Source organism: Olleya marilimosa CAM030, from assembly GCF_000518485.1.
GTDB classification, from domain to species: domain Bacteria; phylum Bacteroidota; class Bacteroidia; order Flavobacteriales; family Flavobacteriaceae; genus Olleya; species Olleya marilimosa.
In genome coordinates, this window is the sequence record NZ_JADR01000008.1 from 130,095 (window position 1) to 146,220 (window position 16,126).

A 16,126-nucleotide genomic window follows, 5' to 3' on the forward strand; every position below is an offset into this window, starting at 1 on the left:
GAAAATGAAAAACACACGATATATAATCTTAACATTACTAACAGTTTCACTTTTAGTAGTTGCCTGTGGAAATAAAGAAAGCCATAAAGAAGGCGATGGTCATGCACACAATGAAGATGTAAAGCCAGAAGCCGAAGAAGCTCATAGTGATGAAGAAGAAGTGATGCTATCACAACAACAGTTTGATGCCTTAAAAATGAAAACAGACACCCTAGCATTGCGTAATATGAGCGGTTATGTAGAAGCCAATGGCACATTAGAAGTACCACCACAAAACGAAGCAGCAATAACTTCTGTAGTTGGTGCAAATGTGGTATCAATAAAAGTTATTGAAGGCGATAAAGTTAATAAAGGTCAAGTGGTTGCATATTTATCTCATCCTAATATTATAAAAATGCAGACCGATTATTTAAATGCTTTTAGCAACAGTAATTTTTTAAAGAAGAACTATGAACGTCAGCAAAAATTATATGATGCAGGAGTTGGCTCTGGTGCAAGTTTTCAAAAAGCCGAAGCAGAATATGATGCCTCTAAAGCTATGGTAAATGGATTGGAAGCTCAATTGAGACTATTAAACATAAACACGTCATCAGTACGAAATGGAACCATTGCTCAAAGTATATCATTACGTAGTCCAATAGAAGGCTTTGTCCAAAAAGTTGAAGTAAAAACAGGACAATATGTAGAACCGCAAACCGAACTTTTTGAAATCGTAAACACGCATCACGTTCATGCAGATTTAATGGTGTTCGAAAAAGACGTTTATAAAGTAAAGAAAGGTCAAAAAGTGATTTTCAATTTACAATCTAATACAGACGAAGATCTTACAGCAGAAATCTATTCGGTAAGCAAAACTTTTGAAGATAATCCTAAAGCACTACACGTCCATGCTGAAATTGAAAACAAAAAAGGGAATCTAATTCCAGGAATGTATATTAAAGGTAAAATTCAAGTTGAGAACGCAGAAACTCATGCATTGCCAGAAAGCGCAATTATAAAAGAAGGCGATAGATTTTATGTCTTTTCAGTAGAAAAAGAAAATGACGATTGGAGTTTTAAACCTATTGAAGTGCTTTTAGGAGCAAAAGATGGCAATTGGGTAGCTGTTCAATTTACTGAAGAACAAGATAAAATCACAAAATTCGCTTATAACAATGCGTATTATTTAATAGCCGAAATGAAAAAAGGCGAAGCAGAACACGAACATTAGATTATGCAAACCATAGAACAATTATTAGAGTTAAAAAATATTCGCGTTACGGCAATGCGTTTATTGATTTATAAGTTTCTTGCAGAGAAACAAGTAGCAGTAACATTAAGTGATATAGAAAATGCTTTTGAAAAAGCAGATAGAACTACATTGTACAGAACTATTAAAACATTCGAGGAAAAAGACATTGTACATCAAATAGATGATGGTACAGGTATTACCAAATATGCTTTATGTGAACAAGGTTGTAGTTGTGATATAAATAAAGATTTACACTTACATTTCCATTGTAACAATTGTAATGAAACCATTTGCTTAACAGACCATAAAATACCAAAAATTAAAGTGCCTGATGGCTTTGTTTCAGAAAATGTAAACTTGGTTGTAAAAGGTATATGTGATAAGTGTAGTGGATAACAAATGCACTTCCATTGCACTAACGATTGTACTACTTTTATTCAAAATTAATGGATATGAAGTTTAATACTAAAATACCTAAACCTCTTAAACAGGCTTATATAGAAGAATTAAAACAATACAGTTTCTGTTTAGAAAATAAGCAGTATAATAATGCTTGGTATCATTTAGAACGCAGTCATATCATAGGGCAATCTTACCCAATAGAACATACCTATTCACATTGGTTAATGCTAAAGTTTGGATTTATGCAAAAAGATACTAAAGAAGTACTCGGCCAAATTATTAGGTTACTTGTTGGTGGTTGGAAATCATTTATTGACCACGTGCCACTTGGTAACACAGGCAGTGCAAACGTACCACCATTAAAATCTATGCCTATACCTAATGATATTAAAAATTTATTCAATTCAAAATGAAAAAAAAGAAAGTCAATTTAAGAGATTTAAAACCAAATTCAGAAGAGCAACATTCTCACGATGATGGTCATAATCACGGTAATGGAAGTGCATTTAAAACTTATGTGCCAGCAATTATAAGTTTTACGATGCTTATGATGGGTATAGGTTTAGATTATTTTGATGTTTCTTTTTTTAAGAATTGGACTCGTATTGTTTGGTACAGTATAGCATATTTGCCTGTAGGTTTTCCAGTAGTAAAAGAGGGTTGGAATAGTATTAAAAAGGGTGATATTTTTACAGAGTTCTTTTTAATGTCTATAGCTACTATTGGTGCGTTTATAATTGGTGAATATCCAGAGGGTGTAGCAGTAATGTTGTTTTATGCAGTAGGAGAATTATTTCAAAATACAGCAGTAAATAGAGCAAAAGGAAATATTAAAGCATTATTGGATGTTAGACCAAATGAAGCTCTGGTATATCGCAACAATAATTATGTGTCTGTAAGTCCAGAAACGGTTGAAATTGGTGAAAAAGTGCAAGTACGTGTTGGAGAAAAAATCCCTTTAGATGGTATTCTACTTTCCGACAAAGGTTCATTCAACACAGCAGCATTAACAGGCGAAAGCAAACCTAATACGATTGTAAAAGGCGAAAAAGTATTTGCAGGTAGTATTAATTTGGATGGCGTTATAGAAATTAAAACCACTAAAGAATTTAAAGATAGTTCCATTGCTCGAATTTTGGATATGGTACAGAATGCCACAGCTCGCAAATCGAAAACAGAATTATTCATCAGGCAGTTCGCTCGAGTTTATACGCCAATAGTTGTGTTTCTAGCTATTGCGGTTACATTTTTACCCTATTTTTTTGTAGATCATTATGTCTTTAGAGATTGGTTATATCGTGCCTTGATTTTTCTTGTAATTTCTTGTCCTTGTGCTTTAGTAATTTCTATTCCATTAGGCTATTTTGGTGGTTTGGGCGCAGCTTCAAAAAATGGAATTTTATTCAAAGGCGCTTCCTTTCTCGATGCCATGACCAAGATAAATACTTTGGTAATGGACAAAACAGGAACAGTTACTAAAGGTGTCTTTAAAATTAAAGAAGTCAAAGCAATTGGTTGGGATGAAAAAGAGTTTATGAAATACCTGATGGCGATGGAAGAACAATCCACACATCCAATCGCAAAAGCTATTTTAGAATATAAAGATGAAGGTACAGATTATGAAGCTTCCGAAGTATCTGAAATAGCAGGAAAAGGTTTAAAAGGTATTGTGGATGGTAAAGCTGTTTTAGTGGGTAATAAAGCCCTAATGACAGCCAATAATATTGATGTTTTAGAGGAAACAGAAACTATTGTAGAATCGATTGTTTTGGTTGCGATTGATGACAAATTCGCAGGTTATGTGGTTATTGCAGATGAATTAAAAGAGGATGCGAAAGAAACGATTACCGCATTACATAAAGTAGGTGTCAAAAATATAATGATGCTCTCTGGAGATAAGGATTCCATAACTCAAAAAGTTGCTTCCGAGTTAAATATCGAAATTGCTAAAGGTGGTTTATTACCAGAAGACAAATTGAATGAAGTTGAAATTTTAAAACAAAACCCCAATAATAAGATTGCTTTTATAGGCGATGGAATTAATGATGCACCAGTTTTAGCAGCAAGTGATGTAGGAATTGCAATGGGAGGATTGGGAAGTGATGTCGCAATTGAAACAGCAGATGTTATTATTCAAACCGACCAACCTTCAAAAGTGGTAAAAGCCATTAAAATTGGTCGTTCAACACGTAAAATCGTTTGGCAGAATATAGGTTTGGCTTTTGGTGTAAAAGTCATTGTTTTAATTTTGGGAGCTGGTGGTTTGGCAACAATGTGGGAAGCAGTATTTGCAGACGTAGGTGTCGCATTGTTAGCCATTTTAAATGCGGTTAGATTACAGAGGATGAGTTGGGATTGATTGATTAAATTTCTGTTAATTAAGATTTTGAATGTTAAAATTTTATATCTTTGCTATAATATGAAACAAGTATTCCATAAAACAATGTCTTTGGCAATGGCTTTTGTAGTGTTATGCTCTACAATGTCATTTACGCTTAATATGCATTATTGTGGAGATACTTTAGTAGAAACGGCTATATTCCATAAAGCCAAAGGTTGCGGTATGGAAATGGAAAAACCTTCTACTGAAGGATGTTCTATTACCAAGAAAAATTGTTGCGATGATAAACAATTAGCAATTGAAGGTCAAGACGAAATTCAATTACAAGTTGACAAAATTTCTTTTGAAAAACAAGTTTTCATTGCCTCATTTGTTTATACCTATATTAACCTTTTTGAAGGTTTAGATAACAATGTATCTTCTTTTGAAGAATACGATCCACCACTCGTCGTCAGGCAAATCTTCAAGATTGACGAGACTTATTTAATTTGATTTTTAAACAATAGACTGTTTTATCCTATGACTTTATAATGTCATAAGGATAATTTGTTGTATTCGGTGTTTTCCTAACGCCAATGTCTAACTGTTTAATAATCAAAATATATGCTTAATAAAGCAATCAAATTTCTTATAGAGAATAAACTCGTTGCAGTTCTACTACTTGCCCTTTTTGTTGGATGGGGAACTGTAAACGCACCTTTCAATTGGGATACAGGGTTTTTACCAAGTAATCCTGTGGCTGTTGATGCCATTCCAGATATCGGAGAAAATCAACAAATTGTATTTACAAAGTGGGATGGTCGTTCGCCACAAGATATAGAAGACCAAATCACTTATCCATTAACGACTTCTTTACTCGGTATTCCAGGAGTAAAAACGATTCGTAGTTCGTCTATGTTCGGCTTTTCAAGTATCTATATCATTTTTGAAGAAGATGTAGAATTCTATTGGAGTCGTAGTCGTATTCTAGAAAAACTCAATTCATTACCAAGTGGTTTATTACCTGAAGGTGTTAATCCTGCTTTGGGTCCAGATGCAACAGGATTAGGACAAATATTTTGGTATACACTTGAAGGACGTGATGAAAACGGAAAAGTTACTGGTGGTTGGGATTTACACGAACTGCGTAGCATTCAAGATTACTACGTAAAATATGCTTTATCTAGTGCAAGCGGTGTTTCTGAAGTCGCTTCTATTGGTGGTTATGTTCAGGAATATCAAGTGGATGTCAATCCAGAGTTGATGCGTCAATATAACATTAGTTTAAACCAGATTGTAAAAGCGGTTAAAAGTAGCAATCAAGATATTGGTGCGCAGACTTTAGAAATCAATCAAGCTGAATATTTAGTGCGTGGTTTGGGTTATGTGAAATCTGTTGAAGATATTGAAAATGCTGTAGTGACATCAGAAGATTTTACCTCAATTAAAATTAAAGACATTGGTAAAGTATCATTAGGTCCTGCAACACGAAGAGGTTTATTAGATAAAGAAGGTGCGGAAGTGGTTGGTGGTGTTGTAGTGGCACGATATGGTGCAAATCCAATGGAAGTCATTAACAATGTAAAGGCGCAAATTGAGGAACTGAAAGGTGGATTACCAACAAAAGTATTGGCAGACGGTAGAACATCTCAATTAACAATCGTTCCTTTCTATGATCGTACCGAATTGATTCATGAAACATTAGACACGCTTAATGAAGCATTGACACTAGAAATATTAATTACCATTTTGGTTATTATTGTTATGGTTTTCAATTTAAGAGCTTCTATTTTAATTTCTGGATTGCTGCCTGTCGCCGTATTAATGGTATTTGTTACCATGAAACTGTTTAACGTTGATGCCAATATTGTAGCCCTTTCAGGAATTGCTATTGCTATTGGAACTATGGTAGATGTAGGCGTCATTCTCGCAGAGAACATGATTCGCCATCTCGATGATAAAAAATTACGATTGCGTGACGATGGAACATCATTTACCACAGATGAAATAATTTATAATGCCACAGCCGAAGTTTCTGGAGCGATTTTAACTGCGGTATTAACCACAATTATCAGTTTTGTTCCTGTGTTTACAATGATTGGTGCAGAAGGAAAACTATTTAGACCACTTGCTTTTACCAAAACGATGGCGTTATCAGCATCTTTGGTCATTGCATTGTTTTTAATTCCACCATTTGCAGCTTATTTATTCAGAAAAACATCACTTAAAAATTCTTTTAAGCATATTTTAAATGGTGCTTTAATAATTGCTGGAATCGCAATTATAGGTGTTGGATATTGGTTAGGTATAATTTTAATTGCTTTTGGTGTCACAGGTTTATTGGGAGTTTCGAGAAAACTCAACAAAAAGAATAGCAATCTTGTTAATATCATCATCTCTTGTGCTGCTATTGTATTCTTACTTGCTGAATATTGGAGACCGCTAGGTTTTGACAGAAGTATCTTCATCAACTTAATTTTTGTCGCTATCATTTGCTTCGGAATTTTAGGAATATTTTCAATTTTCAGAAGGTATTATGGACAGATTTTAAACTGGGCTTTAGCAAACAAACTCTTGTTTTTAATGATACCAACTACCGTGCTTATTTCTGGTATTTGGATTATGAACAATACTGGAAAAGAATTTATGCCATCTTTAAATGAAGGTTCATTTTTATTAATGCCAACCTCATTACCACATTCTGGTGTTGAAGAAAACAAAAGAGTGCTTCAACAATTAGATATGGCAGTAGCTACTATTCCAGAAATTGAAACCGTAGTTGGAAAAGCTGGTCGAACAGAATCGGCTTTAGACCCAGCACCTTTGTCGATGTATGAAAATATGATTCAATACAAATCTGAATATATGCGAAATTCCGAAGGTAAAAGGCAACGTTACAAAGTAAATGAGGACGGTTTATTTGAATTGAAAGATGGTAGTTTATTTCATAACCAAAATATAGCAGTCAGTTCGAGTGCTTCGGCTACGCTCAGCACAGGCTCTGTCGAGAAGAAAGCGGTAAGAATTTCGACTTCTAAAAATCTAACAAATGAACAACTAATTGAAGACGATAATGGAGAATACTACAGAAATTGGCGACCAGAAATACAATCACCAGACGATATTTGGAATGAAATCGTTAGAGTTACCAAATTACCAGGCGTTACTTCCGCACCAAAATTACAACCCATAGAAACCAGGTTGGTTATGCTGCAAACAGGTATGCGAGCACCAATGGGAATAAAAGTAAAAGGACAAGATTTAAAACAAATTGAAGCGTTTGGTTTGCAATTGGAAAGTCTTTTAAAACAGGCAGAAGGTGTTAAGGTTGAAGCTGTTTTTGCAGATAGAATTGTTGGTAAACCGTATTTACTCATTGATATTGATAGGGAAAAGATAGCACGTTATGGTGTGTCAATTGAAGATGTGCAAAACGTGCTAAAGGTTGCAATAGGTGGTATGGCTTTAACGCAAACGGTTGAAGGTAGAGAGCGTTATGCTGTTAGAGTACGTTATCCAAGAGAGCTGCGTGGTAACCCAGAAGATATAAAAGGCATTTATATTCCTGTTGAAAAAGGTAGCCCTGTTCCATTAAGTGAGTTAGCGACTATTCGCTATGAGCAAGGTCCACAAGTCATTAAAAGTGAGGACACCTTTTTAGTCGGTTATGTATTGTTTGATAAATTAGATGGGTTTGCAGAAGTGGATGTTGTTGAAAATGCACAAGCGTTGTTTCAACAAAAAATAGATGCAGGAGAATTAACTGTTCCTAAAGGCATCAGTTATAAATTTACGGGAACTTATGAAAATCAGTTGCGAGCTGAAAAAACTTTATCAGTTGTCGTTCCATTAGCGCTTGCAATTATTTTTATCATTCTGTATTTCCAGTTCAAATCTGTTACTACTTCACTAATGGTATTTACAGGAATAACGGTTGCATTTGCAGGGGGTTTTATTATGCTATGGCTTTACGGTCAAGATTGGTTTTTCAATTTTAGTTTGTTTGGAGAAAATATGCGGGAACTTTTCAATATGAAAACCATCAATTTAAGTGTGGCGGTTTGGGTAGGTTTCATAGCCCTATTCGGTATTGCAACAGATGATGGTGTCGTAATGGCAACATACCTCACGCAAACTTTTGAGCGAGAAAAACCTTCGGATAAAAAGAGCATAAGAACTTCCGCTTTACAAGCGGCCGAAAAACGTATTCGCCCGTGTTTAATGACTACGGTAACTACCATTTTGGCGCTGTTGCCGGTATTGACATCCACAGGAAAAGGAAGTGATATTATGATACCTATGGCAATTCCAATATTTGGAGGCATGGTTATAGACATTACCTCTTATTTTATTGTACCAGTATTATATAGCTGGAGAGAAGAGTTTAAATTGAAAAGAGCAAACAAATGAAAAGAATAATTTATACACTCATAGGTTTATTAGCTTTTAGTGTTTCTAATGCACAAGAATTAGAAACGCTTATTAATGAAGCATTAAGTAATAATCCTGAAATTCAAAAATTTGAGTTGCAATACAAAAGAGCTTCTGAAAAAGTAAACGAAGTCAATACCATTCCTAATACCGAATTTGGTGTAGGTTACTTTGTGAGCGAACCAGAAACGAGAACAGGAGCGCAACAATTTAAAATATCGGCTAAACAAATGTTGCCTTGGTTCGGAACCATTACATCGAGAGAAAATTATGTGAGTTCATTAGCGGATGCAAAATATGAAGACATTGTTATTGCAAAGCGAAAATTGATGGCTTCAGTATCACAATCCTATTATAATTTATACGCTAACAAAGCGAAACAAAGGGTGCTAACAGAAAACATTAAACTATTGGAAACCTATGAAACATTAGCACTAACATCTGTTGAGGTTGGTAAAGCATCTGCTGTAGATGTGTTGCGATTGCAAATGCGTCAAAATGAAATGCAACAACTAAAAGATGTTTTAAGTCAACAGTTTTTAGCAGAACAAACCAATTTCAATAAGCTTTTGAACAGGAAAAATGATACTGCTGTTACTGTGGTAGATAGTTTAATGATGCCTTCAGAAGACTTTGAAATCACTACTAAAAATTTAGCCTTACACCCTGAATTACTAAAATTCGATAAACTTTATCATTCGGTAGAGCAATCCGAATTATTAAACCAAAAAGAAAGCAGTCCTATGATTGGTTTTGGCTTGGACTATATCAACGTTTCTGAAAGACCAGATATGAATTTCTCTGATAACGGTAAAGATATTGTAATGCCTATGGTTTCGGTGTCCATCCCAATTTTTAATAAAAAATATAAATCTCAAACCAAGCAAAATGAGTTAGAACAGCAAGAAATAAGAGCTCAAAAACAAGAACGATTAAACACTTTGGAAACGCTTTTAAGTAAAGCAATTAATGAGCGTATTTCGACAAGAATAAGTTATGAGACTCAAACCAAGAACTTAAAACAAGCCAAAGATGCAGAAGACATTTTAATCAAAAGCTACGAAACAGGAACGATTGATTTTAATGATGTTCTGGATATTCAAGAATTACAACTAAAATTTCAAATGAACCAAATAGAGTCTGTTAAGACCTACTATGTTCAGAGTACTATAATTAATTATTTAATTCAGTAAACAATGAAAATATTAAACACAATACTTCTTTTATTCCTAGCGTCAATCTCATTTGCCCAAGTAGGGACTAATGGAGATGATAGAAACGAAGAAGGAAGAAATATAAAAGAGTATAACCTCACTATAGAAGAAAATGAAATGACACTTGCTGGTGTAACTGCAAAAGGTATGACAATCAATGGTAGTATTCCTGGGCCAGTTTTAGAATTTAATGAAGGAGACCTCGCTATTATTAATGTTACCAACAAAATGGATGAAGAAACCTCTGTGCATTGGCACGGATTAATTCTTCCTAATTTTTATGATGGTGTGCCCTATTTAACAACGCCACCAATAAAACCTGGTACAACATTTCAATATAGAATCCCTATCAACCAATCTGGTACGTATTGGTATCATTCCCACACCATGTTACAAGAGCAGAAAGGAGTATATGGCTCAATTGTTATTCGGCCTAAAGAAAAAACATTGGAATATGATATAGATTTAGTCGTAGTTCTTTCGGATTGGACAAATGAAAAACCAATGAATGTGCTTCGTAACCTTAAACGAGGTAACGAATGGTATCAAATTAAAAAAGGAACAGCTGTACCGTTAAGTAGAGTTATAAAAGAAGGTGCATTAGGTGCGCAATTTAAGTTTTGGCGCGATAGAATGGAAGGCGCAGATATTGCTGATATTTATTACCCTGCCTTTCTATCTAATGGTAAAAAATTGGCGGAATATCCAGAGTTTAAATCTGGAGAAAAAGTAAGACTTCGTTTTATCAACGCCTCTGCCTCATCTTATTATTGGATGGATTTTGGAGCAGGTAACCCATTAATCGTATCAAGTGATGGTGTTGATGTCACACCAGTCAACAAAAGCAGATTTCTCTTTGGTATCGCAGAAACCTATGATGTTATAGTGACTATTCCTAACGGTATATTGGAAGTTACAGCAACCACACAAGATGGCTCTGGCAGTACATCCATTCGTTTAGGAAGTGGCAAACTTTTTCCTGCAACTGTAATAGATAGACCAGACAAAGTTGCGATGATGAAGCAAATGGCTAAAATGGATATGAAAATGGGTGCACCTGCAATGGCAGGAAATCAAAAGAAAAATACACCTGAAGCTTTAATGAAAAGGTATGGAATGCAAATGGATATGAAAGATGGCAATATGAATATGGATATGAATAATAAGATGTCGATGAAAGATGGTAAGATGGATAACCAAATGAGTATGAAAAAGGACGACCAAAAACCTATGAATATGAATGATAATCATATGCAAATGGAAATGGACAAAAAGATGGATATGAAAAAGGATTCTATGCCAATGAACCATAATATGTCTATGATGCAGAAAGACTCTAGGTCGTTTGATTATAATGCACGTAAAACATATTTCAACTATGATTTTTTAAAGGCAAAAGAAAATACTACTTATAAGGAAGATTTACCTGTAAATGACCTTTTACTCAATCTAACAGGTAATATGCAACGCTATGTGTGGAGCATAAATGGTGTGCCATTATCTGAAACCGATAAGATTAAAATTAAAGGTGGAGAGGTTACCAGAATAACCTTAAATAACTTAACAATGATGCACCATCCAATGCATCTTCATGGTCATTATTTTAGGGTTATTAATGAAAATGGAGAACGTTCGCCTTTAAAACATACGGTCAATGTGCCACCAATGCAAAAAGTGATTATTGAATTTTATAACGAAGAATATGGCGATTGGTTTTTTCATTGCCATGTATTATATCATATGATGGGTGGTATGGCAAGAGTATTTAGTTATGACACACCAAGGGATGAAAGAATGGAAGCCTATCCAGTTCAAAAACTCATCAATGAAACAGACCATTATTATTCTTGGGGAAGAGCTCGTGCAGGTTCAAATTTCACAGAATTAAACCTTATGTCCAGTAATATTAGAAATGAATTTGGCTTGCGTGCCGAATTTGACTATGACCGAAATGCTGAAGTAGAAGTAAATTACAACCGATACTTAAATGATTGGGTGCGCGTGTATGCAGGTGTAAATACCGAAACGTCAACACCGGATTCTTATGACACGTTTAATACCGTAGGATTAGTTGGTGTTAAATATTTCACACCCTATAGATTTAATGTAGATGTGAGTATGGACCATCAATTGCGTCCAAGAATCCGTTTAGATAGAGAGCTTTTGCTATTTCCAAGACTTTTTATAGAAGGCGAATATGAATACAGAGCAGACTTTGGTTGGGTCAATGATATAGGGAATACATCCTATCAAGGTGAAACCCAATGGTTAGTTGGAGCCTCTTATATTTTATCACGAAATTTTTCAATACAAGGCAACTATAACAACCGATACGGTTGGGGTGGCGGTCTTTTGGTAAGATTTTAAACAATAAACATTAATAATTAAATAAATAAAAAACAATGAAAAATTTAAAAGTAATAACAGGAATTTTAGCAATGACATTTTTAACATTAATCGCGATGTCGTGTAAAGACGCAAAAAAAGAACAGAACAACGATGAAGGTCATAAAACAGAAATGAATCACGACAATAGTGATGGTCATCACGATAGTGATAAAAAAGAAATGGCAATGACTAGCAATCAAGACGGAAATGCAGAAATGATACTTAAAGATTATTTCAATCTAAAAGATGCTTTAGTTGCAGATGATGAAACTAAAGCAAAAGAATTTGGGGCAGTATTAAAAAAAAGTTTAGAAAATTTAGATGTTTCTAAATATACAGAGGAGCAACAAACAGAATTAAAAGAAATTGTTGAAGATGCAATAGAACACGCAGAACATATTTCAGAAAGTCCAATGGCACATCAAAGAGAACATTTTAAAGTTTTAAGTAAAGATGTTACAGATATGGTTGCCATTACAGGCACAGCAAATACTTTATACGAGCAATTTTGCCCAATGTACGATAAAGGAAGTGCTTGGTTAAGTAAAAATGAAGAAGTACGTAACCCGTATTACGGAAGCCAGATGTTGAAATGTGGTAAAGTACAGAAAGAGATTAACTAAATGAAAATTGTTAAAAAGATAATATTGGTTTTATTAGTTGCTTTTGTGGGAATACAATTTATTCCCACAGAACACAACCAAAGCGCTATTGTTCCTGTAACCGATTTTATGTTAGTTAACAAAGTTCCAAATAACATTAAAAGTAAGTTGCAAGTATCTTGTTATGATTGCCACAGTAATAACACAAACTATCCTTGGTATAACAAAATGCAACCAGTTGCTTGGTTTTTAGAAGACCATATTAAAGAAGGTAAAGCCGAATTAAATTTTAGTAAATGGGATTCTTTATCTGACCGAAGAAAGGCAAGTAAGTTAAGTTCAATAATTAAGCAGATTGAAAGTGATGAGATGCCTTTATCTTCTTATACTTTGATTCATAAAGAAGCAAGGTTTTCAGAAGAAGAAAAGGAAGAAATCCTCAATTGGGTTAAGCAATTAAAAGACAGTATAACTAATTAAAAACCAATTCTATGAAACTCAAAAAATCCGTATTACTCATTCTTTTAAGTTTTGCTATTATTAGCAGTTGTAAGAACAAAGAACAAGCAGAAGTAGAAACGTTAGCAAAAGAAGTAGTTGTAGTTATACAATCTGAAAAACAGTCAGTTGAAAAAGTAATGAAGGCATATAAAGATGCTATTCAAAATCTAACTACCAAAGGTACTTTTGAGCTTTTTACACCAGATGCAACCGTATTTGAACAAGGTAAAGTTGAAGGTACTTACAAAGATTATATAGACCACCATTTAGGACCCGAATTAGGCCATTTTAAAAGCTTTACATTTTCAGATTATGAAATCAATACTACTGTAAACTTACCTTACGCTTATACTACTGAAAACTATTTATATACGATAGTTCTAAAAGGTGATGAAGTTAAAGGTACACAAGAGCGAACTATTGAAAGCAAAGGTGTGGCGACTTCAATTCTTGAAAAGATTAATGGAGAATGGAAAATTATCCATTCACATACATCATTTAAAAAAATAAATCAATAAGCTTATGAAACACACATATCACATACACGGAATGACCTGTAACGGTTGTCGTACTCACGTAGAAGAAACACTTTCAAAAGTGGAAGGTGTTTCAAAAGCAACAGTCAATTTAGAAAAGGCAGAAGCTACAATCGAAATGGAATCGCATATTCCTATAGAAACATTTCAAGAAGCCTTAAAAAATGATGGTGGGAGATACAGTATTCATAAACAAGGTGAACATCATCATCATTTAGAAGATAAAACAGAAAAAACATCAAAAGGCAAAGGTACAGGCACATTTTATTGCCCAATGCATTGCGAAGGGGATAAAACTTACGATAAACCAGGCGATTGCCCTATTTGCGGAATGGATTTGGTCGAAGAACAAAATCTATCAAAACAAGCTACAGCTGAACAATGGACATGTCCAATGCACCCAGAAGTTGTAAAAGATGAAGCAGGTTCGTGTCCTATTTGCGGTATGGATTTAGTACCAATGCAACCAGATGTTTCAGCAGAAGAAAAGACCTATAAAAAATTATTGAAGAAGTTTTGGATAGCATCCGTTTTCACTTTACCAGTTTTTATAATCGCAATGAGCGAAATGCTCAATAACAATCCATTGTACGATATAATGGAACAGAAATACTGGAATTGGATTCAGTTTGCATTATCCATTCCAGTTGTATTTTATGCCACGTGGATGTTCTTTGAACGTGCTTATAGAAGTATAAAAACATGGAATCTTAATATGTTTACACTCATTGGGATTGGTGCAGGTGTAGCTTGGTTATTTAGTGTTTTTGGTATGTTGTTTCCAGATGTGTTTCCTGCTCAATTTAAAACAGAATCAGGTGCAGTACACGTCTATTTTGAGGCAGCAACGGTTATTCTAACCTTGGTGCTTTTAGGACAGTTGTTAGAAGCTCGTGCGCATAGTAAAACCAATTCCGCAGTAAAAGAATTGTTAAAGTTAGCACCCAATAAAGCTATAAAAGTAGTAGATGGCGAAGACGTTGAAGTAACCATCGACGCTATTGAATTAAATGATATTCTAAAAGTTAAACCAGGCGATAAAATTCCTGTGGATGGCTCAATAACAGAAGGAGATACAACCATTGATGAGTCCATGATTACTGGAGAGCCAATTCCTGTTAATAAAACAGTAGATGATAAAGTTAGTAGCGGAACAATAAATGGTAATCAATCTTTTTTAATGAAAGCTGAAAAAGTGGGGAGCGATACACTACTTTCTCAAATCATCCACATGGTTAACAATGCTAGTAGAAGTCGTGCACCAATTCAGAATTTGGCTGATAAAGTATCCGGTTATTTCGTGCCTGTTGTGGTCATTATTTCATTACTAACTTTTGCGGTTTGGGCAATTTGGGGACCAGAACCAGTTTATGTTTATGCCTTTGTGAATGCTATTGCTGTTTTGATAATAGCTTGTCCTTGTGCATTGGGATTGGCAACACCTATGTCTGTAATGGTTGGTGTGGGTAAAGGTGCTCAAAATGGTGTATTGATTAAAAATGCCGAAGCACTTGAAAAAATGGATAAGGTTACGACGCTAATTGTAGATAAGACAGGAACAATTACAGAAGGAAAACCAACCGTTGAAACAGTAGGTGCTTTTGATGCTGATTTTAGCGAAAATGACATTCTGAAATATATCGTTTCATTAAATACCAATAGCGAACACCCATTAGCAGAAGCTACAGTTAAATATGGAAAAGAACAAAATTCTGAAATTTTAAAATCAGATGCATTTAGCGCAGTTACAGGTAAAGGTGTAGAAGCTACTATTAATAATAAAAAAATAGCATTAGGAAATCCTAAGATGATGGATTATGCCAATGCAGCCATAACCTCTCAAATGGAGGAAGAAGCTAAAACGTATCAAAAACAAGGAAAGACAGTTTCTTATTTATCAATTGATAAAACAGTTACTGGTTATGTAGTAATAGGAGATAAAATTAAGGGGACTAGCGCCAAAGCCATTAAGGAACTTCAAGACAAAGGTATTGAAGTCATCATGTTAACAGGCGATAATCACGACACAGCGCAAGCAGTAGCAACCGAATTAAATCTTACAGATTTTAAAGCAAGTATGTTGCCTAAGGATAAACTCAAAGAAATCGAGAAACTACAAGAAAAAGGAAAAGTTGTTGCTATGGCGGGCGATGGTATTAATGATGCACCAGCACTTGCTAAAAGTGATGTAGGTATCGCTATGGGTACAGGTACATCTGTAGCTATTGAAAGTGCTATGATAACCTTGGTAAAAGGAGATTTACACGGAATTGTAAAAGCAAAAAATTTGAGTCATGCTGTGATGAAAAATATTAAACAAAACTTATTTTTTGCACTCATTTACAACACATTAGGAGTGCCTGTTGCAGCAGGTGTTTTATTTCCTTTTCTCGGAATTTTACTCTCGCCTATGATTGCAGCGTTAGCCATGAGTTTTAGCTCTGTTTCGGTTATCGCCAATGCATTAAGATTAAGAACAATTAAAGTTTAAATATTAAATC

The 16,126-nt window shown here is 34.5% G+C and carries 12 protein-coding genes; all 12 read left to right on the top strand.

Translation table 11 applies throughout. The features are described from left to right. Positions 1 to 4: 4 nt before the first annotated feature. Entirely contained in the window at positions 5 to 1,210 is a 1,206-nt protein-coding gene (locus tag M890_RS0110645; RefSeq protein ID WP_028283529.1) for an efflux RND transporter periplasmic adaptor subunit, read from the top strand. A gap of 3 nt (positions 1,211 to 1,213) precedes the next feature. After that, positions 1,214 to 1,627, top strand: a complete 414-nt coding sequence (locus M890_RS0110650) for a Fur family transcriptional regulator (RefSeq protein ID WP_028283530.1) — start codon at positions 1,214 to 1,216, stop codon at positions 1,625 to 1,627. A gap of 56 nt (positions 1,628 to 1,683) precedes the next feature. Further along, the gene (locus M890_RS0110655) at positions 1,684 to 2,046 is read left to right on the top strand and encodes a DUF3703 domain-containing protein (RefSeq protein ID WP_028283531.1); all 363 of its coding nucleotides are present in this window, start codon (positions 1,684 to 1,686) and stop codon (positions 2,044 to 2,046) included. Further along, entirely contained in the window at positions 2,043 to 3,992 is a 1,950-nt protein-coding gene (locus M890_RS0110660; RefSeq protein WP_028283532.1) for a heavy metal translocating P-type ATPase, read from the top strand. The genes M890_RS0110655 and M890_RS0110660 overlap by 4 nt, the downstream gene beginning before the upstream one ends. A gap of 60 nt (positions 3,993 to 4,052) precedes the next feature. Beyond that, positions 4,053 to 4,466: an HYC_CC_PP family protein gene (locus tag M890_RS0110665; RefSeq protein ID WP_028283533.1), complete on the top strand. Its 414-nt coding sequence runs from the start codon at positions 4,053 to 4,055 to the stop codon at positions 4,464 to 4,466. 111 nt (positions 4,467 to 4,577) lie between these two features. Then, positions 4,578 to 8,363: an efflux RND transporter permease subunit gene (locus tag M890_RS0110670; RefSeq protein WP_028283534.1), complete on the top strand. Its 3,786-nt coding sequence runs from the start codon at positions 4,578 to 4,580 to the stop codon at positions 8,361 to 8,363. Continuing rightward, positions 8,360 to 9,577 (top strand): TolC family protein, encoded by a 1,218-nt coding sequence (locus M890_RS0110675; RefSeq protein WP_028283535.1) that lies wholly within the window; start codon positions 8,360 to 8,362, stop codon positions 9,575 to 9,577. Before M890_RS0110670 ends, M890_RS0110675 begins: the two co-directional genes overlap by 4 nt. 3 nt (positions 9,578 to 9,580) lie before the next feature. Further along, positions 9,581 to 11,965 (top strand): multicopper oxidase domain-containing protein, encoded by a 2,385-nt coding sequence (locus M890_RS0110680; RefSeq protein ID WP_028283536.1) that lies wholly within the window; start codon positions 9,581 to 9,583, stop codon positions 11,963 to 11,965. Between the two features lie 35 nt (positions 11,966 to 12,000). Beyond that, positions 12,001 to 12,609, top strand: coding sequence for a DUF3347 domain-containing protein (locus M890_RS0110685; protein ID WP_028283537.1), 609 nt, complete (start codon positions 12,001 to 12,003; stop codon positions 12,607 to 12,609). Beyond that, the gene (locus tag M890_RS0110690) at positions 12,610 to 13,068 is read left to right on the top strand and encodes a heme-binding domain-containing protein (protein ID WP_028283538.1); all 459 of its coding nucleotides are present in this window, start codon (positions 12,610 to 12,612) and stop codon (positions 13,066 to 13,068) included. A gap of 11 nt (positions 13,069 to 13,079) precedes the next feature. Beyond that, the gene (locus tag M890_RS0110695) at positions 13,080 to 13,607 is read left to right on the top strand and encodes a YybH family protein (RefSeq protein ID WP_028283539.1); all 528 of its coding nucleotides are present in this window, start codon (positions 13,080 to 13,082) and stop codon (positions 13,605 to 13,607) included. A 4-nt stretch (positions 13,608 to 13,611) separates the two neighbouring features. Then, a complete protein-coding gene (locus tag M890_RS0110700) occupies positions 13,612 to 16,116 on the top strand; it encodes a heavy metal translocating P-type ATPase (RefSeq protein WP_028283540.1) in 2,505 nt (834 codons plus the stop codon). Positions 16,117 to 16,126: the final 10 nt, after the last annotated feature.

Coding starts and splice junctions, on each gene's coding strand:
- M890_RS0110645 (WP_028283529.1), top strand. CDS start 5: ATGAAAAACACACGATATATAATCTTAACATTACTAACAGTTTCACTT.
- M890_RS0110650 (WP_028283530.1), top strand. CDS start 1,214: ATGCAAACCATAGAACAATTATTAGAGTTAAAAAATATTCGCGTTACG.
- M890_RS0110655 (WP_028283531.1), top strand. CDS start 1,684: ATGAAGTTTAATACTAAAATACCTAAACCTCTTAAACAGGCTTATATA.
- M890_RS0110660 (WP_028283532.1), top strand. CDS start 2,043: ATGAAAAAAAAGAAAGTCAATTTAAGAGATTTAAAACCAAATTCAGAA.
- M890_RS0110665 (WP_028283533.1), top strand. CDS start 4,053: ATGAAACAAGTATTCCATAAAACAATGTCTTTGGCAATGGCTTTTGTA.
- M890_RS0110670 (WP_028283534.1), top strand. CDS start 4,578: ATGCTTAATAAAGCAATCAAATTTCTTATAGAGAATAAACTCGTTGCA.
- M890_RS0110675 (WP_028283535.1), top strand. CDS start 8,360: ATGAAAAGAATAATTTATACACTCATAGGTTTATTAGCTTTTAGTGTT.
- M890_RS0110680 (WP_028283536.1), top strand. CDS start 9,581: ATGAAAATATTAAACACAATACTTCTTTTATTCCTAGCGTCAATCTCA.
- M890_RS0110685 (WP_028283537.1), top strand. CDS start 12,001: ATGAAAAATTTAAAAGTAATAACAGGAATTTTAGCAATGACATTTTTA.
- M890_RS0110690 (WP_028283538.1), top strand. CDS start 12,610: ATGAAAATTGTTAAAAAGATAATATTGGTTTTATTAGTTGCTTTTGTG.
- M890_RS0110695 (WP_028283539.1), top strand. CDS start 13,080: ATGAAACTCAAAAAATCCGTATTACTCATTCTTTTAAGTTTTGCTATT.
- M890_RS0110700 (WP_028283540.1), top strand. CDS start 13,612: ATGAAACACACATATCACATACACGGAATGACCTGTAACGGTTGTCGT.